Source organism: Hyphomicrobium sp. B1 (assembly GCF_049532635.1).
Lineage (GTDB): Bacteria > Pseudomonadota > Alphaproteobacteria > Rhizobiales > Hyphomicrobiaceae > Hyphomicrobium_B.
The window spans coordinates 317,808-342,018 of record NZ_CP134871.1 but is presented as its reverse complement, the minus strand read 5'-3'; the positions used below and the strand labels follow the sequence as shown (position 1 = coordinate 342,018).

Sequence of the window (24,211 nt, the reverse complement as noted above, 5' to 3'; positions counted from 1 at the left end):
TGGCCGAACTGACCTGAGTTCACTTGACACTTAATTGCGCCGGCTTTCTATACCATCGAGGTCAATAATGGGGCTGGGCGAATCCGTCCGAGTGTTGCGGATCGCAGAGGACAGCAAGCTGCGGGAGATCTGTGATGTCGAAGAATGCAAATTTGTGGACCTGCGCAACTCGATTTGCGGCCGTATCGGCCGTTGCTCTGGCCGTCACCTGTGGACCGGCGCTCGCGGGCCCGCCTGCCACCAAAGACATCATGAAAAACTACGGCGACATGGCCGAGGCAATGTATGGCGATGCGCTGGCGAAAGCCAAGGATCTCGACAAGTCGATTGACGCGTTTTTAGCGGCCCCGAACGCCGAGACGCTGGCGGCCGCGCGCACGGCCTGGAAAGCTTCGCGCGTCCCCTACATGCAGACGGAGGGCTTCCGCTTCGGCAACAGCATCGTCGACGATTGGGAGGGCGAGGTGAACTCGTGGCCGCTCGATGAAGGCCTGATTGATTACGTTGACGAGGCAAGCTACGGCGACACGAAGGAAGAAAATCCGCTCTACACGGCCAACGTCATCGCCAATAAGAAAATCCGGCTCGGGCCGAAGATGCTCGATGCCAGCGCGATCGACAAGAACGTCATCAAAAAGCTCAACAGTGCGCTCGATGTCGAGTCGAATGTCGGCACCGGATATCACGCGATCGAGTTCCTGCTCTGGGGACAGGATCTGCACGGCACAGGACCGGGTGCAGGCGAGCGTCCGGCAAGCGATTACGACCTCAAGAACTGCACGCATGGCAATTGCGACCGCCGCCGCGATTACCTGAAAGCCGCTTCGGGTCTGTTGGTCGATGATCTTGCCGAGATGGTCGATGACTGGAAGACGGACGGCAAAGCCCGCAAGGCGCTTGCGGAGCAGAACGACAATGCTCAGCTCTCCACGATCCTCACGGGTCTCGGTTCGCTGTCGTACGGAGAGCTTGCAGGCGAGCGCATGAAGCTTGGCGTTCTGCTGCATGATCCGGAGGAAGAGCACGACTGCTTCTCCGACAATACGCATAACAGCCATTACTATGACCAGGTTGGCATGATGGAGATCTGGAGCGGCAAGTACGACGGCGTGACGCCGGTCAGTGGGCCGAGCATCGCCGAGCTTGCTCGCGATAAGGCGCCCGACGCCGCGAAGCGTGTCGATGATGCGATGGCGGTGACGCTGGAGAAGATCAAGGCGATCAAGATCAAGGCCGACTCCGGCGAAATGGCTTATGATCAAATGCTGGCAGCCGGGAACGAGGCTGGAAACAAGATGATCCTGGATGCGGTCGATGCGCTCGTTGCGCAGGCGCGTGCCATCGAGGCGGTCGTTGCAGCGCTGAACCTCAAGGTCAAGATCGAGGGCTCCGACAGTCTTGACGATCCCGATAAGGTCGCCAAGGCGAAGTAAGGTGATTTCGGTCAAAGCGCAGCGGCTGCGAGCTGAAAGGGTGCACGCATGGTAACGCGTCGCGACCTCATGCTCGGAGCCGCAGCCTTCACCGCGAGCGCGGGGGTGGGGTTTGTCGCCCCCGGGCGGAAGGTTCAGGCAAAAGAGGTCATCGCCAAGCCGATCGCGCACGGCGTCAAGTCGCTTGCGCTCGATCTCGCAGAGCGGCCGACGGCATTACCATGTTTCGGCGGCAAGACGCTGCCGCTCTGGACGTTTGAAGCCGGCCCGACGTTTCCGATCGTGCGGGTCAAGCTCGGCGAACGGCTCGATACGGTTTTCCGAAACCATCTGCCGCGCAACGGCGAGGTCGCCTCGATCCATTGGCATGGGCTTCGAATTCCGAACGCGGAAGATGGCGTTCCGTATCTGACACAGCAGCCGATACCGCCGGGCGGCGAGGGACGGTATTCATTCGTGCCGCCGGACACGGGCTCGTTCTTCTTTCACACGCACTGCAATTCGGTGGAGCACTTCGGGCGCGGATTGGTTGGCGCACTGATCGTCGAAGGTGACGAGATCGAGCCGGCGGATGCGGAATACGTGCTGCTTGCCAAAGACTGGCGCATCGGACCCGACGGCAAATTTCTTCCGTTCTCGACGGACGAGGGCGCAGCCAAAGGCGGAACGCCGGGAACGATCCGGTCCGTCAATGGTGCGACCTCGCCGGTGATCACGGTGCCATCGTCGGCGAATGTTCGTATCCGGTTCTACAACCTCGATCCGATGCGCATTTCCGAAATCGGTTTTGAAGATGCGCAAGCTGCGATCATCGCCATCGATGGCAACGGCCTGCCGCCGATGACGTTCGAATCCTGGCGTCTCGGCACCGCGATGCGTGTCGATATTCTGTTGCGCACGGCAGCGCCCGGCGGGTCGATCAAACTCTATGATTACTTCGCGAAAGAACCGTTCGTGCTTGCCCAGTTCAAATCGGAAGGCCCGCCGAAACGCTCGGACGCGTTCGAGCCGACGCCGCTCAAGGTGATGCCGTTTCCGAAACTCGACGAAGCGAACGCGCAAATCGTTCCGTTCGAGTTTTCAGCGACGCCAACAGGACAGGCCATCACGGATATCGGCGCCGGTCCCGGCATCGAGCTTGGGCCGCTCTGTCTGACGAAGCGGACGTTCTGGGCGATCAACAAGCGCGCGTGGCCAGGGCAGGATCATCGCGATCTCGGGCCGCCGCTCGCGGTGCTGAAATCCGGGCAAAGCTATATCTTCGAACTCGATAATACGACGCCGCGGTCGCATCCGATCCATATTCATGGACACACATTTGAAGTTTTGAATTCAAGTAAACGGAAGCTTCCGCGCTTCCGTTGCGATACGGTGCTGCTGATCCCGAACGAGCGCATCCAGGTCGGACTGGTCGCGGGCCTTCCGGGAAAATGGATGTTCCATTGCCATATCCTCGAACATCAGGAGACGGGCATGATGGGGTACATCGAGGTCGTATGACGCGGCGGTTGCAGGCCCTATCGGTGCTGGCATTGTTCGCTGGAATGTTGCTGCCCGATGCCGGTTGCGCCGATCCGCTCGATGCTGCCGTCGGCAAAGCGCTGTTCGACCGGCAGTGGATTCCGGCGCCGTCTTCGACGAACGGAACCGATGGTCTTGGGCCGCTGTTTGCGTCGCGGTCATGCACGGGCTGTCATGCCCGCGCGGACGGCGCGCATGTGGTCGTGCGCGATGATGGCAAACCGGACATCGCTGGCGCCGTCGTTCGCTTCGGCACCGCCGACGGCACCACAGATTCTTATTACGGTCTTGAACTGCAAACCAACGCGATCCCAGGATTGAAACCCGAGGGCAGCGCACGATTTCTTCCGCACCTTAGCTACAACCTGAATGGGCCGCCGCTCGGGGAGGGCGTGCATGCGGGCGTTCGTCTTGCTCCGCAGTTGTTCGGCAAGGCCAAGTTCGATGACGTGCCGGACGAAGAGATCGTAAAGCGCGCCGCCGCCAACGCGAAGAGCGGTGGCCCTGTTAAAGGCCGCGCCAACGTCACGCCGCACGGCATCGGCCGTTATGGCTGGAAAGCGGCGCACGTTTCGATCGACGAGCAGATCGCGCATGCGTTCGCGTTCGATATCGGGCTCTCGAGCCCGCTGTTCCCGTTGCCGTATGGAGACTGCACGACGGCTGAGACGGCCTGTCTGTCCGCGCCGAACGGCGAAAGTCCGGCGTTCGAGGGGCGCGAGCTTTCGTCGCCGATGATCGGTGTCGTCGCAAGTTATCTGAAATCTCTTCGCGCCCGGCCCGTGACTGAGGCTTTGGCGCTATTTACTTCGACGGGGTGTGCGGCATGCCATATCCCGGCGTTAACGGCGCGCGACGGGCGGCAAATTCCGGCCTTCACCGATCTTTTGCTTCACGATATGGGTCCAGGGCTCGATGACCATGTCGGAGAGCCGGGCGTGAAATCGTTCGAATGGCGGACGGCGCCGTTAATCAATGGCCGTTTGCGGCCCGAAGACCGGCGCTATCTTCACGACGGTTCGGCTGCAACGGTTGAAGACGCGATCGAGCGGCACGGTGGAGAAGCGGAACACAGCCGTAATCTTTTTGAGGCCTTGAAGGTCGACGACAAGAAGCGGCTTGTCGATTATGTGAATGGGCTATGATGGTACGAAAAGTCATGATCGCGGTGCTGGCGTTTTTGGCATTTGCGACGGAGGCAGTCAGCGCCGATCTGCCTCCTGAACCGCTGAGCCATGCGGGCATGGTGAAGGCTGCAATCGAACAATACATCATCCCGCACATCGATGCGCTGAGGGCTGCAACCGCGCCGTTGCCGGAAGCCGTCGAAGATGCTTGCAAGACGGGCTCGCCGGAAGCCGAAAAAGCGCTCCAAGAGCGCTTCGACAAGGCCGTTATCGCCTATGCGGGTGTCGATTTCCTGCGCTTCGGCCCAATGCTCGAAAAGGGGCGGCGCGAGCAGATTTCATTCTGGCCCGATCCGCGCGGGTTCGTTGCCCGGCAGATGCGGCTGTTGCTTTTGAACAAGGATGAAACGATTGCGCAGCCGGGCGCCATTCGCAAACAGAGTGCGGCTGTGCAGGGGCTTCCGGCGCTCGAAACGCTGATGCACGATAAGAATGTGCCACTGGGGCCAGCCGATGCCGCGCGTTACCGGTGCCTTGTGGCGCATGCGATTGCTGTCAATGTCACAAGCCTCGCGACGGAAGTGGCCGAGGGCTGGAAGAAGCCGGACGGCTGGGCCGATAAGATGCTGCATCCAGGCCCCGCGAACGACACGTACAAAAGCGATAGTGAGGCGGCTGTTGAAGTCGTCAAGGCATTGATCGTCGGCTTAGGGTTGACGGCCGATCTGCAGGTGAAGCCGCAGATCGATGCCAAGGTCCGGCTGACGCCGCCCTACGATAAATCGGGATTGCAGAAGGCTTACTATGCGGCAAGCGTCGCGTCGCTGCATCAGCTTTACAATGTTCTCAATCTTGAAAGCTGGTTGCCGCCTGATCGTCTTTGGATGAAGGATTGGGTGCTGGGAACATGGCGCACGCTCGAAGCGAGCGATGGCGTCGGCGGGCATATGCCCCACGCCAAGCGCGAGGATGCGCCGACGCTTCGGGAAGTGTTCGATCGCACGAATGGATTGCGCAACATGGTCGCAAACAGGCTGTCGGTCGCGGCCAAACTGACGGTAGGATTCAATGAGCTCGATGGTGATTGATCGCAGGCAGGTGCTCCTCGGCACGCTGGCGTTCGTCGGCGCGACGGCACTTCGACCGGAATTCGCGGCGGCGGGAACAAGCGCGGCTTACGTTACGGCAGCGCGCCTTGCCGACGGTTCGTTTGGAATTCTGCTGCTCAGCGCTGATGGGGCGATCTTGCGCGAGTTGCCGTTGTCGGCGCGTGGACACGACATTGCAATCGATCAAGCGTCCGGACGCGTCGTGGTGTTTGCGCGACGGCCGGGCGCGTTTGCGGTGTCCTTTGAACTCAACCAGGCGACACCGCCGCATGTGTTTACGCCGGGCGAGGGTCGTCACTATTTCGGCCACGGCTCGTTCTCGCAGGATGGGCGATTGCTTTACGCGTCCGAGAACGACATTGCGACGGGCATGGGCGTGATCGGCATTTATGACGTGGCCCGCAGCTTCAGGAAGATTGGCGAGCATTCGACGTTCGGCATGGGTCCGCACGAAATCATGCTGCTGGCCGACGGCAAGACCATTGCATGCGGAAATGGCGGTCTTGATACGACGCCCGTGGCGGGCCGAGAAAATCTGAACGTCGATTCAATGCAGCCGTCGTTGACGTTCGTCGACGCGGAGAGCGGCAAACTTCTCGCCAAGCACGAAATGACGGGCGACGTGCAATCACTGTCGATCCGGCACGTGACGCAGGACGCGAAGGGCGTCGTCTGGTTCGGCGGCCAATGGGAGGGCAGCCCAAGCGAGACGCCGCCGCAGATCGTGGGCAGCGTCGGGCTCGATCGGCCGTTCAAGCTTCTCGAACCGCAAGGCAAGGGCGGCGACGACCTCAAGGGCTATATCGGCGCCATGGCGGTGAGCAATGACGGCCGCTTCATTGCGGCTAGTGCGCCGAAGGCTGGGCACGTGCTCTACGTCGATACCGAGACGGCGACCGTCATCGGGCGCAGCAATCTCAAGGATGTGTGCGGGCTTGCGGCGGAAGGCACGCGGGATTTCGCTGCGTCGTCGGGCTTCGGCATCATTCGCTACGAGACGGCGCAGGCGAGCACGATTTCAGAGCGCGCGCTGCAGGACATCGCGTTCGACAATCACTTGCGGCGCATCGCCTGATCGCGGGCTTTGAAAGCCTCAAGGTCGGCTCGGGTGTCGATGTCGGCAAAGGCGCCTTCGTCGTCGCACGGTACGGGTCGCCAAAGTGCTTGATGCGAGGTGAGGATCGCCCTGCCGCCGCTGTCGCCCGTGACGGTCATGAGTTCCGGAAAAAGCGATTTTGGCCAGAGGATCGGGTGCCCCCTGCGGCCGTCGCTCGCGACGGGAAAGACAATCGTGGCCGAGTTGGATAGGAACGCCGAAACAAGCGCATTCACCAGCTCCGTCGAAATGGCGGGCATGTCGGCCAATGCAACGAGCAGGCCGTCGGCGTCTTGCGAGATGCTTTTCAGGCCGAGGCGTAGCGACGTCGAGAGGCCATCGCGAGCGTCGGGATTTTCGGCAACGCTCCAGCGCCCTGGTCCGGCGGCCTTTGCAACAGCTCCATTTGCTTCCGAAGTCACCAGCACGATGTCGGCAGCGTCGGATGCTGCCAGCGCCTGGCAAACGCGGCGGACAACGGGAATGCCGTCGATTTCGACCAACAGCTTGTGGCCATCTTCGAAGCGGGATGAGCGTCCGGCGGCCAGGATGACAGCCGAGACGGTCACGCGTCAGGTGCTTTGCGGAACGCCGAGATGATCTGCGCCAGGATCGAGGTTGCGATTTCGCCCGGCGTTTCGGCTTCGATATTGAGCCCGACGGGCGCGTGTATGCGCGCAATATCGTCGTCGGTGAAGCCCGCGGCCTTCAGGCGGTCGACGCGTTTAGCGTGTGTTCTGCGCGAGCCGAGTGCGCCGATGTAGCGGCACGGCGACTTGAGCGCGATGGACAGGGCTTCGTCGTCGATGTGGTCGACGTGAGTGAGCGTGACGACGGCGGAAAACGGATCGGCGGTGAGCTTTCTAAAACAATCCTCCGGCCAGCCCGCGATGAGCTGCGACGGGTCGAAACGCGTGGCATTCGCGAAGGCCGTGCGCGGGTCGATCACCTTCACATCGTAGCCGGAAGCGGTCGCCATCGTCGCCAGGTGCTGGCCGATGTGGGTCGCGCCGACGATGACGATGCGCGGCGGCGGCGTCAGGGCATGGAGAAACGTTTCACCGCTTTTGTCGACGCCGCTATGGGCGCGGCGGATGGCTTCGGAGATGGCTGGATCGGTTGTGCTTGTGCCGTCATAGATTTGCCTCGCGCCGTCGGCGAGGCGCGTCATCACGACGACGGGCTCGCGGGCGGCGGCAGCACTGTCGAGTTTTTTCAGAAAGTCGAGATCGGTTTTCGGATCGAGCTTGCTGACGTGGACGCGGATCTTGCCGCCACATGCCAAGCCTGCGCGCCAGGCTGTTTCGTCGGCGATCCCGAAGCTCAGCGTGTCGGGTTTGCCGGTCTCGATGACGTCCATCCCGGCGGCAATGACATCGGCTTCGACGCACCCGCCCGATACGGAGCCCTGGAACTCATCCTCGCCGGCGATAACCATTTGTCCGCCGGTGCGGACGGGGGCCGACCCCCAGGTGTCGATGACAGTCGCAATGGCGACGGGGCGTCCGGCTTCGAGCCAAGCCCTTGCAGCAGCCCGAGGATTGGTCTTCGGGGCGTCGGATTTTTGAGGCGTTTCAGCGGTCTTGAGATCGGTCACGGGGATATCTTCAACTGGTTGCCACAGTGTCGCGATTGCGCTTCGGAAGTCCCGAGGCTAGAAGCCCGAAGATGGCGAGACCCTCTCTAAAGATCAAGGCGAAGGCAAGTGCGAAGGTGCGGCGGCTGGCGCATGGCGCGACGGCTGAGCAAGCGCGCACCCCCAAGGTCGGCTTTGTGTCGCTCGGATGCCCGAAGGCGCTGGTCGATAGCGAGCGCATTATTACCAAGCTTCGCTCGGAAGGCTACGCGATCGCGCGCGAGTATTCGGGCGCAGACGTTGTCGTGGTCAATACCTGCGGCTTCCTCGATTCCGCCAAGCAGGAGAGCCTCGACGCTATCGGCGAAGCGATGAACGGCAACGGCCGGGTGATCGTGACGGGGTGCTTCGGCGTCGACGAAGGGCGCATTCGGGAGGCGCATCCGGGCGTGCTGGCGGTAACGGGGCCGCATCAATACGAGCAGGTCGTCGAAGCCGTTCACGACGCGGTGCCTCCGCTGCACGATCCTTATGTCGATCTCGTGCCGCCGGAAGGTTTGCGGCTGACGCCACGCCACTACGCGTATCTGAAGATTTCGGAAGGCTGCAACAACCGCTGTACGTTCTGCATCATTCCATCGTTGCGCGGCGATCTTGCGAGCCGCCCCGCGAACCACGTGATGACGGAAGCGGAGCGGCTGGTGAATGCGGGCGTGAAAGAGCTGCTCGTCATCAGCCAGGACACCAGCGCGTACGGCCTCGATCTCAAATATCAGGAGAGTGCGTGGAAGGGCGGTCAGCTCAAGGCGCGCTTCCTCGACCTGTCGCGTGCGCTGGGCGATCTCGGTGCGTGGGTTCGGATGCACTACGTCTATCCTTATCCGCACGTCGATGACGTCATTCCGCTGATGGCCGAGGGCAGGATTTTGCCGTACCTCGACATTCCGTTTCAGCATGCGTCTCCGGCTGTGTTGAAGAAGATGCGGCGTCCGGCCTCGCAGGAGAAGACGGCAGAGAGGATTCGGCGCTGGCGGGATGTCTGCCCTGATCTTGCGATCCGCTCGACGTTCATCGTCGGCTTTCCCGGTGAGACCGAAGACGATTTCGCGTTTCTGCTCGATTGGCTGAAAGAAGCGAAGATCAACCGCGCTGGATGTTTCAAGTATGAAGCGGTTGAAGGCGCTCAGGCGAACGAGATCGAAGGCGCAGTTCCGGAAGAACTGAAAGACGAGCGCTGGCATCGCTTCATGGAAGCGCAGAAAGAGGTCAGCGGCGAATTGCTTCGCGGCAAAGTCGGCACGACGATCGACGTCATCATCGACGAGGTTGACGAGGACGGCGCTATCGGCCGCTCGAAGTGGGACGCGCCCGAGATCGACGGCAACGTGTTTCTCAACGGTGATGGCGATGTGAAGCCCGGCGATATCGTCAAGGCGAACATCATTGAGGCCGACGAATACGACCTCTGGGGCGAGCGGGCGGTTTAACGGCTGGATTCGCGATCTTCGCTGACGCTCGATCGAGAATGACGAAAAAGATCTAAAGCGGCACGGCGCCGGAGTCTTCCGGCTTCGCTTTGTATTCCGGCTCGACGTGGATCACGACTTCGGAGCCTTCGATGCTTTTCTCGATGGAGTTTTCGAGGCGGTCGCAGATTGCATGCGCGTCATCGACGGTCATCGAGCCCGGCACAACAAGATGAAACTCAATGAACAGGGCGCGGCCCGCTTGGCGGGTGCGAATGTCGTGCGCCTGAAGCGCGCCGATACCGTTCGCTTCGATGGCGCCGCGAATGCGCGCCTCGATTTCGGGACTCGCGGCTTGGTCCATCAGGCGCGACATCGATTCGGTCGCGATGCGATAGCCCATCATCAGAATGTTGACCGCGACCACGGCCGCAATCAGCGGATCGAGAATGTACCAGCCCGTCATCAGCGCCAGGATGAGCGCAATGACCACACCGACCGATGTGATGACGTCGGTGAAGAGATGATGGCCATCGGCAACAAGCGCGGGAGAGCGCCATTGCGTACCCCATTTGATCATCACCCCGGCCCAGATCGCGTTGATGATGGTCGCGAAGCTGTTGATCGAGAGACCGAGCACCGAATGTTCGAGCGTCACGCCTTCAACGAGACCGTTGTAAGCCTTGATCATGATCAGCACAGCCGCGACGGCAATCATCGCGCCTTCGAACATCGCGGCAAGAAATTCAGCCTTGGAATGGCCGAACGGATGGTCCGAGTCCGGCGGCTTCGCGCTCATCCAGATGGCGACGTAGGCGGCCACCGCCGTTATGACGTTTACGATGCTTTCGAGTGCGTCTGAGTACAACGCGACGGAGCCGGAGACGACGTAAGCGGCGTACTTCAGACAGATGACCACCAGAGCCACGGCTATGTTTGCGGCTGCAACCTTTGTAATTTTGTTGCTGGTCGGGGTGCTGTTCGTAGACATGTGAGCATTGGTTTCGCTGATGTCGTGACCTAGTCGCACATTCCATCGGTGGGCGCTACCGCAGAGCCGGACTCGTCGCCCGAGCGGTATAAGAATGGAGGCTGCGGCGGCTTATCCACATGCGGGCCGGCCGGGCATCTCGTCGGGAAGACGAGAATCTGATGCTCCAATAGTCGCATCATCGACTGCCGAATCTCTCAGCCCGGTATTTCGGCTGCGAGCAGGCTGGAGCACCCCAATGGCGAATTTCACGACACACATCGCGATCGGCACCGTCGTTTCCGGCGCGCTGGCGACGCTGACGCTCGCGGCCGACGTCGTGGCGCCGCAAAACCTCGTGGCGGTGACTCTGGCCGGTGCGCTCGGATCGGTGTTGCCGGATATCGACCTCAAGGACTCGCGGCCGAGCCGCGCGATGTTCGCCGGACTCGCTATTTTTGCGTCCTTCGCGGTCTTGTTTAACGCCGCGACACATTATTCGATTGCAGAGCTTTGGCTGCTTTGGCTCGGCACATTGCTTCTTGTGCGCTACGGGCTGCATACGATCTTCCATCGCATGGCCGTTCATCGCGGTATCTGGCACTCGATCCTGGCTGCTGTATTCTGTGCGGTGGCGACGGCGATCGTGTTTCGCCATCTTCTGGGAAAGCCGGAGGGCGTGTCGTGGCTGGCGGCGGCGTTCATGTTCGTGGGCTACATCACGCATCTGACGCTCGATGAGATATACTCGGTCGACGTCATGGATACCCGCATCAAGTCTTCGTTCGGGACGGCGCTGAAGCTGTTCGATCGCCGACATCTCTATGCGTCGGCGGGGATGGCGGCAGCGACGGCGCTCGCGATCATGCTATCGCCGCAGACGAGCACGTTCGTTCACGGGCTCAGCTCGCACGACATGTGGTCGGGCCTTGAGCAGCGGTTGCTGCCGACAGGCAAATGGTTCGGCGTTATCGAGGGGCCGCATTTCGCGTCTCGCAAGCCGGTGGCGGGCGAAGGGATGACGACGGGATCGATCGCCGCCCAGCCAGCCACCTCTCAACCAGCGAGCGGCACGGGCGCGGCGGCAGATCATTCAGTCGCACCGCAGGCCCACGGCGGCGCAGGGGAGGCGACTACGCCTCTTCCCGCGTCGCAGACGCCTGCAGCGGTTTCAGCTCCGGCCGTAGCCCCGGCCGCCGTTACTGGTGGGCCGAGCGGCAGCGCAAGCCCTTGAGGAACGTCGAGGTGAGATCCTTGGCGTAAGTCTGGGCCGTTGCCGGAGTGATGTAGACGCCTTTCTCGGTGGCGGCGAAGGCCGTAATGCCATTCAGGCCGGCCAAGAAAGAGCGCGCCGTCGTATCGAGATCCTCGGTCGACAGGTTTGGTGCGACCTGGGCAAGCGCGCCTTTGACGACTTCGACAAGGCTGTTTGTATAGTCATGGAAGGGCGCCGGGACTGTTTTTCCGGCCGGGAGATTGTGGGCCAGGAATAGGTTCCACATCCGCCGATTGACCAGCGCGAAGTCGACGTAGGCGTACGACAAGTCTTCGATGTTCTTTTCACCGTCTTGTCCGAGGGGCACACGTTTCAGGTGCTCGACCGTGCGGCCCATCAGTTGAACCTGGAGAGTCAGCAAAACATCGTCGAGGTTCTCGAAGATGTTATAGAGCGTGCCTGGCGAATAACCAATCATTCGCGCAATTTCGCGAGCCGAAAGGCCAGTAATGCCATTGCGTTCTACAATGGTTTGAGACGCATCAAGAATAAGCTGTCTCAGCTCTTCCGGCGAGTGAACGGATCTCCGTCCCATAGGTTTCCTACGATCCCCAAACAGTGTTTACATTTTCGTAAGGTGGACTTTAACTTACGTTTATAACAGCACAAGGAAATATAGAACTCGGAGTTTGAAATCCTAGAGGTGAATTTCTTTCGGGGAAATTATGTTTATTTCCCAAGGGAATAGAATGATTTATCGATCCCCAAAGACATGCTGTGTCAGGGTTTTATAACATCAGCATGCTGATTATATCGCAAATGTGAACATTGACCAGCGCTGAACAAAATTTTGTTATTTGCCGCAAAAAGGGCTGGGAGACGTCACTGGCAAGCGGCTTTCGAGGGATTATCCCACGTATTGTTGTTGTTCAGACCTGGCAGAAACATGACAGAGGGAACATCGCGGGGCGTCATGACCATCGTATCTGACCATGTTGACTGCCGAATGACGCTCGGCAGCAGGTTAGAGAGGATGGGCGTGTACGTGTATGTGGCCTCGATGAAAACGGCGCGTCCATTGCCGACCAGCACGTTCTCAGCGATCGTCTTAGAATCTCCGCATCCGACCGTAGCGCCGGTGGGATACTGGTAAGACCATTCGATTTTCGTTTGCTTCGGCGCATCGAGTTTGGCCCAAACTTGGTAGACACGAAGCGACAGCGGCGTGACGCTGTATGGTTCCATCGCGTGCGCGACGGACTGCATGATGCCCGCAAGAGTATTCTTGGCATCCGTTGTCGTTACGTTTGCCTCGGCTTCATCTTCCGGCCAAAGCTGCTTTTCGCGCGTGACGAGGTCGCCAACCATCGCCGTTGCACGCTGGAAGCGCTTATGGATCATCAGGGCGCGCGACAGCTCGATCGTGCCGAAGGTCATCATTAAGAGTAGGGGCACGAGCAATGCGAATTCGATCGCGGCGACGCCCGCGACATCGGTGCGGAAGACGCGAAATTTTGCCGACAGCGAGGATGTCCAAAGCTTGCGCATGTCAGCTGCCCGTTCCCGGAAACGGCTCAGTCCGGAATGCCGTAGACGACTGGATCATCATCGTTCCGTCCTGCATGTTGCCCAAATGGAGGAACGGAATTTTTGATGCGTATTCCCATTGGTAGCAGGTCGTCACGACCACGACGTTGCTGGCGCCACCGGTATAGGTAGCGATGAGATCTCCCGGATTACGATTGTTCACGCTGGCCGTGTTGTTTGCATCGACGCAGCGGTGTATTCCGTTGGAGTTGAAACCAGTGTCGTCCGTCGGATTGTTCGTTCCAATGGCACCCCAGTCGGTCCAGCTTTGGGCCCAGACCTGAAGCTTGTCGCATTTGATCCAACCGCCGGCGCTATCGCAGATTGTCTTCTTGAATTGAGCAACGGTCATCTTGTTGTTGACGGCTTCGCCAGTGCGGATCAGCCGGCTCGTCTGATCCATGCCGCGTTCGAGGGTATTGGAAACAAAGAAGTAAAGCGCGCAGCCGATCAGTGCGAAGACGAACATCAGGAACGGTGTAAGGAGGATGGCGAATTCGACTGCGGTTGCGCCCCGGTCGTCGCGACTAAAGCGGCGTAGGCTCGCAAATCTCAAAGACGGCCGTCGTCTGGCCGTTGCCAGGCCTGCCATGGGTTGGAGCTCCGCATCGCGATCATATTTTGCGAAGAGCTAAACTGCGGAAGATTAAGACGGCATTTATCGAAAGGTGGTCTTTCTTTATCGGTTAAGAAGGCGTTGCCGAGGTTCCGCTTCCGTTCGCTATTGCGCGTTGTTGGCGTTGTTGCCTTGGTCCGATGTGCCGGACGAGAATTTGATCTTCGATGAGTTTGCGGACTCCACGTCTTTGAAGAAGTCCTTCTCATCGCCAATCGTCAGTGTCGGTTCGCAGTTCGGCGTGCACGCATATGTAAAGCGCTCGCTTCCTTTATGGAGATTGACGATACGGCTGTCGTCGCGCTCGACCATCACTCGCTGGTCCTGAATAATGTTGTGGTCGGTGTCGAGCGCAATGATGTTGGTGATGCCGAAGGTCTTACCCGTCACGACGAGCAGGTTGCCGTCCTGCAAAGCGACGTCCGCGATCGACGGATTGCCGACGATGATTTCGGAAGCGGGGCGCGGCAGCCGAAGCAACTGCGATTGATCATAGCGGACGATCAGATCGGCGGCCGTTGCCGGCATCGCGAAGAGAAATGAGACGCCGATGCCGAGCACAATGCTCCTCATTTGGGAGGAGACGGTGGTTGTTCTGGCGTTTGTCAGCATCTGACGGAATCCGGGTTCGTGAGGAATTGCGCCATTACCCCAGAAATTGGTGAAGGATGTGCAAACGTCCGTCTCAGAGCGGCCTAAGCCTGGAGGAGCTACGGTCGGCGGCGCCAAAGCGAAGCTCTGCCAATCGATAAATTTGTTCGTATCGACTCTCGTGGCCCGGCAGTGCTTGTTCGAGTTAATATACTGGCTTGCCAGATGCGCAGGCGCGGCGGTCCGGACACGGTGCGGAACCGGCACAATTTCTCCTTCTTGTTCTTTTAGTATATCATTCGATAAATCAAGTATTAACCCATAAATACTTGTGCGCTATGCGCTTTGCGACGCCCATTTTCGAAATGGTAACGGTTTATTTTAGTGTATTTCGTCGCTTTATTTCTTTAATGCTACTGATGTTAACTTGGATAATCGTGTATTAATGGAGATTTATGGCGAAATTCGCCTATTTTACTCGGCTTTAATTTTTCAGGACTATGTTTCCGAAAGTTCCCAGTTTGGGCGGAGACCCAATGGGACATGGATCGGACAACTACTTGAAGATTGGTTTGGGAGAGTACGAATGAACATGTTTTCGCGTTTCGTGAAGGACGAGTCGGGCGCAACGGCTATCGAATATGGCCTTATCGCCGCCATCGTCGCTGTCGGCATCATTGCCGCTCTGAGCCAGGTTCGTGGCTCTCTGCAGACGACGTTCGAGGGTGTCGCCACGCAGCTCAATACCGCGAACGGCAACTAATTCCGCGATGCTTGTCGGCGTTTATCGCGCCCGGAGAGTATTTCTCCGGGCGCATTTTTTTGAGACGTGGTGATGCGTTTTTAGGGCGGGCGCGCTGCAAATGGAAAGCGAGCGAAGCGATGCTTAAAGCCAAACTGTTGAGGCTCTGTGCCGACGATGAAGGCGCGACCGCAATCGAATATGCACTGATTGCGGTGATCATCAGTGTCTGCATGGTGGCAGGTCTGACGCAGATTTCCGGAACCCTTCAGGGCACTTTCAATAACGTTGGTACGCAGCTTAATTCGGCGCGCCAATAAAGCTGTGCCAGGCTTCTGGATATTAGGTCGACTTTTACCCTGTTCGGGCAGGCTTCCCGCCATTGCGGTCTGTAATCGGGTCTTTGGCGTATGAATTCGTTGGCTTCTGTCGTTCTGATGGTTTTCCCCGTGGCGATGGCGTTTGCAGCGGCGAACGACCTTCTCACGATGAAAATCCCCAATCGCATTCCGATGGCGCTGGTTTCCGGATTTGTCGTCATTGCGCTTTTGACCCGCATGCCGCTAGACGTGTTCGGCATGAATTTGGCGGTCGGATTTGCCGTCCTTGCGGTGACGTTCAGCCTTTTTGCGTTCAATCTGCTCGGCGGCGGTGATGCCAAATTGATCGCGGCCGGTGCGCTTTGGATCGGCGCGGCGCACATCATCGACTATTTGCTGTTGACGACGATCTTCGGCGGTGTGCTGTGCCTCGCCATCCTGGCTTATCGCCGATGGGTCCCGGCCACGGCCCTCGCGCTTCCCGGCTGGGCGCATCGGCTGCACACCGAAAAGGGTCCAGTCCCTTATGGCATCGCGATCGCGGCAGGTGCGCTTGCCGTGTTCCCAAGCACGGATCTTTTCCTGTCGCTGATGTCGTAAGCGCATAGGCGTCAGAGCAACGCCCGGCGCAATGCCGTTTACGCTTCGATAACTGTCTCTACAACAAATTGCCTCCGCGCCCCAGTTCGAGACGGCGGTTAACTTCAAATTGACGATTGTCGGGCCATCGTCGGGCGAAGGAATCACGTTCGTTCGCGAAGGGACTTGCGGGGCGTATGAAGCGGGCTCAGCTTATCGGTTTTTCAGTGGCACTCGTTGCCGCGGGGCTCGCTTATTATGTCGCGGGCGCTCTTCTGCAGCCGCCCGCTCCCATTACCGTCGAGAAGCATGTCGACAGCACAAAGGTGCTCGTTGCGGGCAGGAATATTCCTGTTGGTGACATCGTCAACGAAGGCAGCTTCCGCTGGATGACGTGGCCGAAAAGCGCTGTGTCGCCCGACTATCTGAACCAAAAAACGGCCGGAGCTGACATCTTGAAGCGACTTGCCGGATCGGTCGCGCGAGCGCCAATCCTCGCGGGTGAGCCGATAACGAAGCAAAAGCTGATCAAGCCCGGCGACGGTGGTGTGCTCGCTGCCATTCTTCCTCAAGGCATGCGCGCCATATCGACGAAGATTCGCGCGGAAACGGCGGCGGGCAGCTTGATCCTGCCGAACGATCACGTCGACGTCATCCTGATCCGGCGCGTACGAGGTCGCAACAACGATGACCAGAGCGTCGCCGATACGCTCTTTCGCAACGTTCGGGTGCTCGCGATCGGACAGCAGATCCAGACCAAAGAAGGCAAGATGGTCGCCGAAAGCTCGGCGAGCACGGCAACGCTCGAGCTGACACCACGTCAGTCCGAAATGATGGCGCTTGCAAATACGATGGGGGACATCACCCTCTCGCTGCGCAGCGTCGCCGATCTGAATTCGGATCCGACGGGATCGGGTGCGGGCCTCAGCCGGCCGAAAGAGAATTCCGTGCGTATCGTACGTTACGGCGCGAAATCGCGTGTGTATGGCGTGAACTGAGTCATCAAAAGTCAGTGGTCGTCATAAGGTAAGACCTCATGCGCATTACTCTAGAATTTTCGTGGCGCGCCGCGGTGCGCGCCGTCGCGCTGCTTGTCGGCGTCGGGATGTTGTGCGCGAATTTATCGCCGGCATCTGCGCAGGCTCAACGGGGCGGCGACCAGTCTTACGACGACGATGTTTCGGGGGCGGATCACCAGTCGTTTATCCGCATCCAGGATACCGGAGGTCCGATCCGTAAGAGCATAAAGATCGGGATGGGCAAGTCGGTTCTCTTGGAGTTCCCGCGGCCGGTTCGCGACGTGATGGTTTCCAACCCGGCTGTCGTCGATGCCGTGGTGCTGAGCTCGAACCGCGTTTTTCTGCTGGCGAAAGACATGGGCGAAGCCAATGCCTTCTTCTTCGACACGTCCGGCAATCAATTCGCGACTATGGAACTTTATGTTGCGCGCGAGACGGCAGGACTGGAATCGCTTCTGAACCGCATCATTACCGGGGGCCGCATCAAGGTCGAAATGCTGAACCAGACCGTGATCCTGACCGGGACCGTCAAGAGCCCGATTGACTCGACGCGTGCGGGCGACATCGCCGGACAATTCATCTCGCAGCAGCTGCGGAGTTTTTCGGCGAATACCAAGGAAGGCGTTTCGCTGGCTGAAGGGCAGACGAACCAGATCAAGGAATCTGTCATCAACATGCTGACGGTCGAGGCCGAAGAGCAGGTGATGCTCAAGGTCACGGTTGCAGAAGTTCAGCGCACGCTGCTCAAGCAGATGGGTGTCAACGTCGGCGCCATGATCCAGTCCGGCAGTTTCGCGACGGCACTCTTAACTGAGAACTCGCTGCCAATTACAGTGGCGCAGGGGTTGGGCGCGATGCCTCAGATCGGTATCGGAACGGGAGCGTCGACCGGCTGTGCGGTGGGTAGCCTTTGCAATATCAATACCGGCGCTGGCGGTACATATCAAAATAGCGGTGCTACGTCGTCGTGGGGGAGCGGAAACAACCGAGTCCAGGCTGCGATCCGTGCGCTCGAACGCGACGGTCTGATCCGTACGCTGGCCGAGCCCAACCTGACAGCGATTTCGGGCGAACCGGCTGAGTTTCTGGCGGGCGGCGAGGTTCCTTACGTCACGGGTATCGACACGCAGTCGGGCGTCAGCTCGGTGGCTTTCAAGAAGTTCGGCGTGCAGCTGAGCTTCACACCGGTCGTTCTTTCCGAAGGTCGCATCAGTCTCAAGATCGATACCAGCGTCAGCGATATCTCGCAGTTCATCGCCAACAACCCAGTGTTCGATACGCGCCAGGCCAAGACGGTCGTCGAGTTGCCGTCGGGCGGTTCCTTGGCGCTTGCCGGTCTCATCAGCACCAAGACGCAGCAGAACATCGACGGGCTGCCAGGCGCAAAAGACATTCCGATCCTTGGCACGCTGTTTCGCAGCCGCGACTTCCAGAACCAGGAATCGGAGCTGGTCGTGATCGTGACGCCCTATGTCGTGCAGCCGGTCTCGCGTCAGCAGCTTGCGACGCCTGCGGATGGTTTGGCGCCGGCGACCGATCTCAAGGCAGACTTTCTGGGTCACCTGAACCGGATCTACGGCAAGAGCGAAGCCATGCCGTCCGGCGGGCTCAAAGGTGACTACGGCTTTATCGTCGAATAATTGGGGCAAGACGCGTCATGCAGATGAAAAGCACGAGTGCCGGCGGCCCGAAGAGATTGCGGACCGATATGGGCAGGATCGTCACGATCGCACTGCTGTCCATCGTTGCGGGCGGCTGTCAGCATGATGGCGTCACGGGACCGCAAGTTGCGGGCTGGACGCTCGTCGATCCCGAGCAGCGCCACCCGATTCTGGTTTCGCAACAGCCCGCGACCCTCAGCCTGCATATCTCGCGGAACGCCGATGGCTTGACGCCAGCGCAGCGGGCGCGCGTGCTCGAATTCTCCAGCCGCAGCCGGGCGTCCGATGCCGGTAACAGCCGTATCGTTATCTCGGCACCAAGTGGCGCGTCGAACGAAAGCGCTTCGATGCAGGCCGCGGATGAAGCGCGCAAGCTTCTTATTGATACAGGTTATTCGGAGACGACGATCGCGGTCGAGGCGTACCCGGCTTATGGCCGCGATGCGCCGGTGCGGCTGTCGTATATGCGCTATATCGCGGAAGCGCCGAATTGCGGGCAGGACTGGTCTGAGAACCTGGCGCGGGCTTATCAGAACACGCCTTATCCGAACATGGGCTGCGCGGCGCAGCGCAACTTGGCGGTGATGGTCGCCAATCCGGCCGATCTGCTCGGACCGCGTACGATGACGAGCCGCGATTCCAACCGCCGCGACGACATGTACGAAAAATACGTGAAGGGTGAAGCCGTCGGGGCAGCCGCCGAGGCTCAGACCGTCCAGAGTGTCACCAGCGGCCAGTGATCGATCGGAGACGTCATGTCCAAGCTTGCTCATCTTACCGACGACGAGCCCTACTTCGATAGCGATGAGGCGTTGGCCGCCCATCCTAGCGATCGTGCCCGGCCGATCCCGCGCATTTCAATTCAAGCGTTTTGCGACGATCTGAACGTTGCCGATGCGGTTCAGCATGCGGCGGAAGATCGGCGGCTGGCGAAGGCGCATGTCAGCGTCCACATGGGCGGGATCGCGGCGGCGATTGCGCACTATGCCGATAGTCCGACGCCCAATCTCATCATCGCTGATAGTTCTCACAGCGGCAGTCAGCTGCTGTCGGAGCTCGATCAACTCGCAGAAAGCTGCGATCCGGGAACGAAGGTGATCGTTATCGGTCGCCATAACGACGTGATGCTCTATCGCGAGCTGTTGAAGCGCGGCGTCGCCGAATATCTGGTCGCGCCGACGGATCCCATCGAGTTGATGGAGAGCATCTCCAATCTCTACAACAACCCCGAGACGGACCCGGTCGGGCACGTCTTTGCGTTCATCGGCGCCAAGGGCGGCGTCGGATCATCGACTATCTGCCATAACGTAGCGTGGACGATGTCGGAGGCGCTGGAAACCGACGTCACGATTGCCGACATGGACCTCGCGTTCGGCACGACGGGTCTCGATTTTAATCAGGATCCCGTTCAAGGCATCGTTGAAGCGCTGTCGGCACCGGAGCGTCTGGACGATCAGCTGCTCGACCGGTTACTGACGAAGTGCTCCGAACGGCTGTCGATTTTTGCGGCGCCAGTCGTTCTCGATCGCGACTTCGACTTCTCGGCTGACGCTTGCGAGACCGTTATCGATGTCGCGCGGCAGAACGTGCCGTTCGTCGCGATCGACCTGCCGCACGGCTGGTCTCCGTGGACGAAGCGGCTGTTGCTGCAGGCCGACGAGATCGTCATTACCGCAGCCCCCGATCTCGCCAATCTGAGAAACGCGAAGAATATCGTCGATCTCATGAAGACCTCGCGGCGGAACGACCAGCATCCGCACCTGATCCTCAATATGGCAAATCAGCCGAAGCGGCAGGAAATCAGCGTCAAGGAGTTCGAGCAGGCGCTCGATTTGAAGGTTCTCGCCGTCGTCGACTACGACAGCGAGACGTTCAGCCATGCCGCCAACAACGGCCAGATGGTCGAAGAGCTTAACGCCAAGGCAAAAGCCGTCGAAAAGTTTCACGATGTGGCGATGAAGCTAACGAGACGTAAAGACACGAAGGCCGAAAAACAGAGTTCGGCACTTTCGGCCCTGGCGCCGATCTTGGAGAAGCTAAAGCTCAAGCGTTGAGGATTGCAGTTTCATGTTCGGAAGGCGCTCAAACGAGCCACAGGCAGATCGACGCGTAACGCCGCGTCCTCCCGAACCGCAGGCCGCCCCTGCCGCCAGCGAGGCTAGACCGGCTGCGGCCGCTCCGGCGCGCAGTGCGGCGCCACCACCGAGCGCGCCGCCTAAAAGGCCGGAACCCGCACCGGAACAGCAGCGGCGGCATTCCGAAGAGTATTACGACGTCAAGACGACAGTCTTTAACGCGCTGATCGACACCATCGATCTCACGCAGCTATCGAAGCTCGACAGCGTGACGGCGCGCGAAGAAATTCGCGACATCGTCAGCGAGATCATTCAGATCAAGAACGTCGTGATGTCGATTTCTGAGCAGGAAGAGCTGCTCGAAGACATCTGCAACGACGTTCTCGGTTATGGTCCGCTTGAGCCACTTCTGGCGCGAGATGATATCGCCGATATCATGGTGAATGGTGCGGCGACGACCTTCATCGAAGTCGGCGGCAAGGTGCAAAAGACCGGCGTCCGCTTCGCCGACAATCAGCAGTTGATGAATATCTGTCAGCGCATCGTCAGCCAGGTCGGCCGGCGTGTCGATGAATCCAGCCCGATCTGCGACGCGCGTCTACCGGATGGATCACGCGTCAACGTCATCGCGCCGCCGCTTGCGATCGATGGGCCGGCGCTCACGATCCGAAAATTCAAAAAGGATCGGCTGAAGCTCGAACAGCTCGTCAAGTTCGGCTCGATTACGCCGGAAGGCAAAACCATTCTGGAGATCATTGGACGCGTTCGCTGCAACGTCGTCATCTCAGGCGGTACGGGCTCGGGCAAGACGACGCTGCTCAACTGTTTGACCGGCTCGATCGACCACGACGAGCGCATTATCACGTGCGAAGACTCGGCCGAACTTCAGCTGCAACAGCCTCATGTCGTGCGGCTTGAAACGCGCCCTCCGAACCTCGAAGGCGAGGGCGAGATCAAGATGCGCGATCTCATTAAGAACTGTCTGCGTATGCGGCCTGAGCGGATCATCGTCGGCGAAGTCCGCGGACCTGAAGCGTTTGACTTGCTTCAGGCCATGAATACCGGCCACGACGGCTCGATGGGCACCCTTCACGCCAATAGTCCGCGCGAAGCCTTGAGCCGTCTTGAATCGATGATCATGCAGGGTGGCTACGCGCTGCCGATCAAGACGATCCGCGAAATGATCTGCGGTTCGGTCGATGTCATCATTCAGGCTTCGCGATTGCGGGACGGCTCGCGCAAGATCACGCACATCACTGAAGTTCTCGGCATGGAAGAAGAAACGATCACGCTGCAGAACATTCTCGTCTACGAAATCACGGGCGAAGACGCACACGGCAAGCTGACGGGACGGCACCGTTCGACCGGCATCGTTCGTCCGCGGTTCTGGGAGCGCGCAGAATACTACAACGAGACTGAAAAGCTCGCAGCGGCGCTCGTGCGGTCGGAAGTCATGGACGATCTCGGCAATCCGCTCGGAGATCAAAATGGCTGATCTTGGGCTGCCGACGTTTCTCGCGCCGCTGCTCGCCGCGCTGGCTTTCGCCGGTATCGTGTTCGCGGTGGCGTACCCGTATTTCGCCGACGACCGCAAGGGCAAGCGTGTCGAGGTCGTTGCGGGAGGACGGTCGTCGCGCAAAGGTAGCTCGGCCATTGCCGACATCCAGAGCAGCAGAAAAAAGTCCGTTGCTGAAACGCTGAAGGAAATCGAAGTCCGCGAGAAGGCCAAGAAGAAGATCACGATGAGCCTGCGCTTGATGCGGGCCGGTACGAAGCGAAAGCCCCGCGATTTCTATGTTGCGAGTGCGTTGCTCGGCGTGCTTTTGGCGTCTATCGCGCTTCTCATTCTCGAATTGCCGTTTTCGGCGGCGATTGTGGCGGCATTCGTCGGCGGTTTTGGTCTGCCGCGGTGGATTCTGAACAAGATGACCGCGCGTCGGCAGGCCAAATTTCTGGGGCAGCTTGCAAACGCTATCGACGTCATCGTGCGTGGCATCAAATCCGGCCTGCCGCTCAACGAATGTCTTCAGGTCATCGCACGTGAGAGCCCGGAACCGCTCGGCAGCGAGTTTCTCGAAGTCGTCGATCAACAAAAGATGGGCGTTGGGTTGGCGGACGGGCTTGAGCGCATGTGCGACCGGCTTCCGCTTCCGGAAGTGCGTTTTCTGACGATCGTCATTGCGATCCAGCAGCAGGCGGGCGGCAACTTGTCAGAAGCGCTTTCCAATCTGGCGAGCGTGTTGCGCGAGAGGCAGTCGCTGGCGATGAAAGTCAAGGCGCTGTCGGCGGAAGCCAAGGCATCGGCCATCGTGCTTGCATCTTTGCCGCCTGGTGTCATGACGATGGTCTATCTGTCGTCGCCCGACTACATCATGCCGCTGTTCACGACGACGATGGGGCATTTCATGGTCGCGTTCGGCGCGGTGTGGATGCTCACCGGCGTTCTGATCATGAGGAAGATGATCAACTTCAAATTCTAGATCTTTTCACGCGAGTAGGCACGGTCGTGCGCAGATGACGACATTCATCGATACAATCATGAACCCGCAGTTCATCGCGACGGCGCTGGCGGCGATCTGCGTCTTCGCGACGGTTTTGACGGTGGCGTTGCCGATGCTGCAGCGGGACCAGATGAACCGGCGCATGCGTGAAATGGCGATTGAGCGCAGCAAAATGCGCTCGGCGCGGCTTGCGGAAATGACGTCGAAAGACCGCCAGCAGGGCGGTACGAGCCGGCTTCGCTCGACGCCGAAAGGCTTTATGCAGCGGGTTGTCGACAAGTTCAATTTGCGGGAACGGTTCGACAACGAAGAACTGCGCGAAAACCTCAAGCGGGCTGGTCTGCGCGGTCAGGCCAATATTGTCGCGTTCCTATTCTTCCGCGTTGCTGCGCCGATTGCGATTTTCTTTTTCGCGCTCTTTTATCTTTTCGTGCTGTACGACAGCGGCTACCCGCCGATGATCAATCTGTTGATCGCGCTGGCAGCGGGTTTCCTCGGCTTCTATGTGCCGAACATGTTCATCACCAACCGCGTGCAGAAGCGGCAGATGGCCATCAAGCAGGCGTGGCCGGATGCGCTCGATATGCTGTTGATTTGTGTGCAGTCGGGCATGTCGGTCGAAGCCGGGTTTGCGAAAGTCGGCAAGGAGATCGTCAGCCAGTCGGTCGAGCTTGCGGAAGAAATGTCGCTGACGACTGCGGAACTCTCGTATCTTCAGGACCGGCGGCAGGCCTACGACAATCTTGCGAAGCGGACGGGGTTGCCCGGTGTGAAAGCGGTGACGACAGCGCTCGCTCAGGCCGAGCGTTACGGTACGCCCGTCGGGACGGCGCTGCGTACGATGGCCAAGGAAAACCGCGAAATCCGGCAGTCGGAAGCCGAGCGTAAGGCCGCTGCACTGCCGCCGAAGCTCACCGTGCCGATGATCGTGTTCTTCCTGCCGGTACTTTTCGTCGTCATTCTGGGACCGGCCGTCATCAGCTATATGGCGCTGAAGCAGCATTAG

At 59.5% G+C, this 24,211-nt stretch carries 24 protein-coding genes; 17 read left to right on the top strand and 7 right to left on the bottom strand.

Annotated features, from left to right (window positions below; translation table 11 throughout):
- Positions 1-134 precede the first annotated feature (134 nt).
- From RLW55_RS01705 to RLW55_RS01685, 5 genes are read left to right on the top strand one after another with little or no spacing between them, the layout of a single operon-like run.
- On the top strand, positions 135-1,433 hold the full coding sequence (locus RLW55_RS01705; protein ID WP_423415379.1) for an imelysin family protein: 1,299 nt from the start codon (positions 135-137) through the stop codon (positions 1,431-1,433).
- Between the two features lie 48 nt (positions 1,434-1,481).
- Complete coding sequence (locus tag RLW55_RS01700; RefSeq protein WP_423415378.1) at positions 1,482-2,933, top strand: multicopper oxidase family protein; 1,452 nt, start codon at positions 1,482-1,484, stop codon at positions 2,931-2,933.
- Complete coding sequence (locus RLW55_RS01695; RefSeq protein ID WP_423415377.1) at positions 2,930-4,099, top strand: di-heme oxidoredictase family protein; 1,170 nt, start codon at positions 2,930-2,932, stop codon at positions 4,097-4,099. Before RLW55_RS01700 ends, RLW55_RS01695 begins: the two co-directional genes overlap by 4 nt.
- Positions 4,096-5,169: an imelysin family protein gene (locus tag RLW55_RS01690; protein ID WP_423415376.1), complete on the top strand. Its 1,074-nt coding sequence runs from the start codon at positions 4,096-4,098 to the stop codon at positions 5,167-5,169. The genes RLW55_RS01695 and RLW55_RS01690 overlap by 4 nt, the downstream gene beginning before the upstream one ends.
- Positions 5,150-6,265 carry a DUF1513 domain-containing protein gene (locus RLW55_RS01685; RefSeq protein ID WP_423415375.1) on the top strand — a complete coding sequence of 372 codons (1,116 nt, stop codon included), beginning with the start codon at positions 5,150-5,152 and terminating at the stop codon, positions 6,263-6,265. Before RLW55_RS01690 ends, RLW55_RS01685 begins: the two co-directional genes overlap by 20 nt.
- Here RLW55_RS01685 and RLW55_RS01680 read toward each other — a convergent pair.
- Together RLW55_RS01680 and RLW55_RS01675 are read right to left on the bottom strand one after the other, a co-directional pair.
- Complete coding sequence (locus tag RLW55_RS01680; RefSeq protein WP_423415374.1) at positions 6,244-6,855, bottom strand: nucleotidyltransferase family protein; 612 nt, start codon at positions 6,853-6,855, stop codon at positions 6,244-6,246. The two genes, RLW55_RS01685 and RLW55_RS01680, sit on opposite strands and share 22 nt — an antisense overlap.
- Positions 6,852-7,883: an XdhC family protein gene (locus RLW55_RS01675; RefSeq protein WP_423415373.1), complete on the bottom strand. Its 1,032-nt coding sequence runs from the start codon at positions 7,881-7,883 to the stop codon at positions 6,852-6,854. The genes RLW55_RS01680 and RLW55_RS01675 overlap by 4 nt, the downstream gene beginning before the upstream one ends.
- Positions 7,884-7,954: 71 nt before the next feature.
- Here RLW55_RS01675 and rimO point away from each other — a divergent pair, with 71 nt between their 5' ends.
- Positions 7,955-9,349, top strand: a complete 1,395-nt coding sequence (rimO, locus tag RLW55_RS01670) for a 30S ribosomal protein S12 methylthiotransferase RimO (RefSeq protein ID WP_423415372.1) — start codon at positions 7,955-7,957, stop codon at positions 9,347-9,349.
- Between the two features lie 52 nt (positions 9,350-9,401).
- Here rimO and RLW55_RS01665 read toward each other — a convergent pair whose 3' ends face one another.
- The gene (locus RLW55_RS01665; RefSeq protein ID WP_423415371.1) at positions 9,402-10,319 is read right to left on the bottom strand and encodes a cation diffusion facilitator family transporter; all 918 of its coding nucleotides are present in this window, start codon (positions 10,317-10,319) and stop codon (positions 9,402-9,404) included.
- A gap of 238 nt (positions 10,320-10,557) precedes the next feature.
- Here RLW55_RS01665 and RLW55_RS01660 point away from each other — a divergent pair, with 238 nt between their 5' ends.
- The gene (locus RLW55_RS01660; protein WP_409562128.1) at positions 10,558-11,532 is read left to right on the top strand and encodes a metal-dependent hydrolase; all 975 of its coding nucleotides are present in this window, start codon (positions 10,558-10,560) and stop codon (positions 11,530-11,532) included.
- Here the strand turns inward: RLW55_RS01660 and RLW55_RS01655 are convergent.
- The 4 genes from RLW55_RS01655 to RLW55_RS01640 form a co-directional block, all read right to left on the bottom strand.
- Positions 11,498-12,109: a TetR/AcrR family transcriptional regulator gene (locus RLW55_RS01655; RefSeq protein WP_013946250.1), complete on the bottom strand. Its 612-nt coding sequence runs from the start codon at positions 12,107-12,109 to the stop codon at positions 11,498-11,500. The genes RLW55_RS01660 and RLW55_RS01655 overlap by 35 nt on opposite strands.
- A 287-nt stretch (positions 12,110-12,396) precedes the next feature.
- On the bottom strand, positions 12,397-13,062 hold the full coding sequence (locus RLW55_RS01650; protein WP_414461706.1) for a TadE/TadG family type IV pilus assembly protein: 666 nt from the start codon (positions 13,060-13,062) through the stop codon (positions 12,397-12,399).
- Position 13,063: 1 nt separating this feature from the next.
- Positions 13,064-13,693, bottom strand: a complete 630-nt coding sequence (locus RLW55_RS01645) for a TadE/TadG family type IV pilus assembly protein (RefSeq protein ID WP_414461707.1) — start codon at positions 13,691-13,693, stop codon at positions 13,064-13,066.
- A gap of 129 nt (positions 13,694-13,822) precedes the next feature.
- Complete coding sequence (locus tag RLW55_RS01640) at positions 13,823-14,278, bottom strand: pilus assembly protein N-terminal domain-containing protein (protein WP_423415370.1); 456 nt, start codon at positions 14,276-14,278, stop codon at positions 13,823-13,825.
- A gap of 616 nt (positions 14,279-14,894) precedes the next feature.
- Between RLW55_RS01640 and RLW55_RS01635 the strand changes: the two genes are divergently transcribed.
- The 10 genes from RLW55_RS01635 to RLW55_RS01590 all read left to right on the top strand — a co-directional run bounded on the left by RLW55_RS01635 (position 14,895) and on the right by RLW55_RS01590 (position 24,211).
- Positions 14,895-15,071, top strand: a complete 177-nt coding sequence (locus RLW55_RS01635; protein ID WP_414461709.1) for a Flp family type IVb pilin — start codon at positions 14,895-14,897, stop codon at positions 15,069-15,071.
- 11 nt (positions 15,072-15,082) lie between these two features.
- The gene (locus RLW55_RS01630) at positions 15,083-15,370 is read left to right on the top strand and encodes a Flp family type IVb pilin (protein ID WP_423415369.1); all 288 of its coding nucleotides are present in this window, start codon (positions 15,083-15,085) and stop codon (positions 15,368-15,370) included.
- A 90-nt stretch (positions 15,371-15,460) separates the two neighbouring features.
- The gene (locus RLW55_RS01625) at positions 15,461-15,970 is read left to right on the top strand and encodes an A24 family peptidase (protein WP_414461711.1); all 510 of its coding nucleotides are present in this window, start codon (positions 15,461-15,463) and stop codon (positions 15,968-15,970) included.
- A 176-nt stretch (positions 15,971-16,146) separates the two neighbouring features.
- A complete protein-coding gene (gene cpaB / locus RLW55_RS01620) occupies positions 16,147-16,947 on the top strand; it encodes a Flp pilus assembly protein CpaB (RefSeq protein WP_414461712.1) in 801 nt (266 codons plus the stop codon).
- A gap of 38 nt (positions 16,948-16,985) precedes the next feature.
- Complete coding sequence (locus RLW55_RS01615) at positions 16,986-18,608, top strand: type II and III secretion system protein family protein (RefSeq protein ID WP_409562136.1); 1,623 nt, start codon at positions 16,986-16,988, stop codon at positions 18,606-18,608.
- A 17-nt stretch (positions 18,609-18,625) separates the two neighbouring features.
- Positions 18,626-19,369: a CpaD family pilus assembly protein gene (locus RLW55_RS01610; protein WP_414461713.1), complete on the top strand. Its 744-nt coding sequence runs from the start codon at positions 18,626-18,628 to the stop codon at positions 19,367-19,369.
- A 15-nt stretch (positions 19,370-19,384) separates the two neighbouring features.
- Positions 19,385-20,683: a CtpF protein gene (locus RLW55_RS01605; RefSeq protein ID WP_423415368.1), complete on the top strand. Its 1,299-nt coding sequence runs from the start codon at positions 19,385-19,387 to the stop codon at positions 20,681-20,683.
- Positions 20,684-20,696: 13 nt separating this feature from the next.
- Positions 20,697-22,199 (top strand): CpaF family protein, encoded by a 1,503-nt coding sequence (locus RLW55_RS01600; protein ID WP_409562139.1) that lies wholly within the window; start codon positions 20,697-20,699, stop codon positions 22,197-22,199.
- Positions 22,192-23,184, top strand: a complete 993-nt coding sequence (locus RLW55_RS01595) for a type II secretion system F family protein (RefSeq protein WP_013946262.1) — start codon at positions 22,192-22,194, stop codon at positions 23,182-23,184. Before RLW55_RS01600 ends, RLW55_RS01595 begins: the two co-directional genes overlap by 8 nt.
- Before the next feature lie 34 nt (positions 23,185-23,218).
- Positions 23,219-24,211, top strand: coding sequence for a type II secretion system F family protein (locus RLW55_RS01590; RefSeq protein ID WP_409562141.1), 993 nt, complete (start codon positions 23,219-23,221; stop codon positions 24,209-24,211).

Coding starts and splice junctions, on each gene's coding strand:
- RLW55_RS01705 (WP_423415379.1), top strand. CDS start 135: ATGTCGAAGAATGCAAATTTGTGGACCTGCGCAACTCGATTTGCGGCC.
- RLW55_RS01700 (WP_423415378.1), top strand. CDS start 1,482: ATGGTAACGCGTCGCGACCTCATGCTCGGAGCCGCAGCCTTCACCGCG.
- RLW55_RS01695 (WP_423415377.1), top strand. CDS start 2,930: ATGACGCGGCGGTTGCAGGCCCTATCGGTGCTGGCATTGTTCGCTGGA.
- RLW55_RS01690 (WP_423415376.1), top strand. CDS start 4,096: ATGATGGTACGAAAAGTCATGATCGCGGTGCTGGCGTTTTTGGCATTT.
- RLW55_RS01685 (WP_423415375.1), top strand. CDS start 5,150: ATGAGCTCGATGGTGATTGATCGCAGGCAGGTGCTCCTCGGCACGCTG.
- rimO (WP_423415372.1), top strand. CDS start 7,955: ATGGCGAGACCCTCTCTAAAGATCAAGGCGAAGGCAAGTGCGAAGGTG.
- RLW55_RS01665 (WP_423415371.1), bottom strand. CDS start 10,319: ATGTCTACGAACAGCACCCCGACCAGCAACAAAATTACAAAGGTTGCA.
- RLW55_RS01660 (WP_409562128.1), top strand. CDS start 10,558: ATGGCGAATTTCACGACACACATCGCGATCGGCACCGTCGTTTCCGGC.
- RLW55_RS01655 (WP_013946250.1), bottom strand. CDS start 12,109: ATGGGACGGAGATCCGTTCACTCGCCGGAAGAGCTGAGACAGCTTATT.
- RLW55_RS01650 (WP_414461706.1), bottom strand. CDS start 13,062: ATGCGCAAGCTTTGGACATCCTCGCTGTCGGCAAAATTTCGCGTCTTC.
- RLW55_RS01645 (WP_414461707.1), bottom strand. CDS start 13,693: ATGGCAGGCCTGGCAACGGCCAGACGACGGCCGTCTTTGAGATTTGCG.
- RLW55_RS01635 (WP_414461709.1), top strand. CDS start 14,895: ATGAACATGTTTTCGCGTTTCGTGAAGGACGAGTCGGGCGCAACGGCT.
- RLW55_RS01625 (WP_414461711.1), top strand. CDS start 15,461: ATGAATTCGTTGGCTTCTGTCGTTCTGATGGTTTTCCCCGTGGCGATG.
- cpaB (WP_414461712.1), top strand. CDS start 16,147: ATGAAGCGGGCTCAGCTTATCGGTTTTTCAGTGGCACTCGTTGCCGCG.
- RLW55_RS01615 (WP_409562136.1), top strand. CDS start 16,986: ATGCGCATTACTCTAGAATTTTCGTGGCGCGCCGCGGTGCGCGCCGTC.
- RLW55_RS01610 (WP_414461713.1), top strand. CDS start 18,626: ATGCAGATGAAAAGCACGAGTGCCGGCGGCCCGAAGAGATTGCGGACC.
- RLW55_RS01605 (WP_423415368.1), top strand. CDS start 19,385: ATGTCCAAGCTTGCTCATCTTACCGACGACGAGCCCTACTTCGATAGC.
- RLW55_RS01600 (WP_409562139.1), top strand. CDS start 20,697: ATGTTCGGAAGGCGCTCAAACGAGCCACAGGCAGATCGACGCGTAACG.
- RLW55_RS01595 (WP_013946262.1), top strand. CDS start 22,192: ATGGCTGATCTTGGGCTGCCGACGTTTCTCGCGCCGCTGCTCGCCGCG.
- RLW55_RS01590 (WP_409562141.1), top strand. CDS start 23,219: ATGACGACATTCATCGATACAATCATGAACCCGCAGTTCATCGCGACG.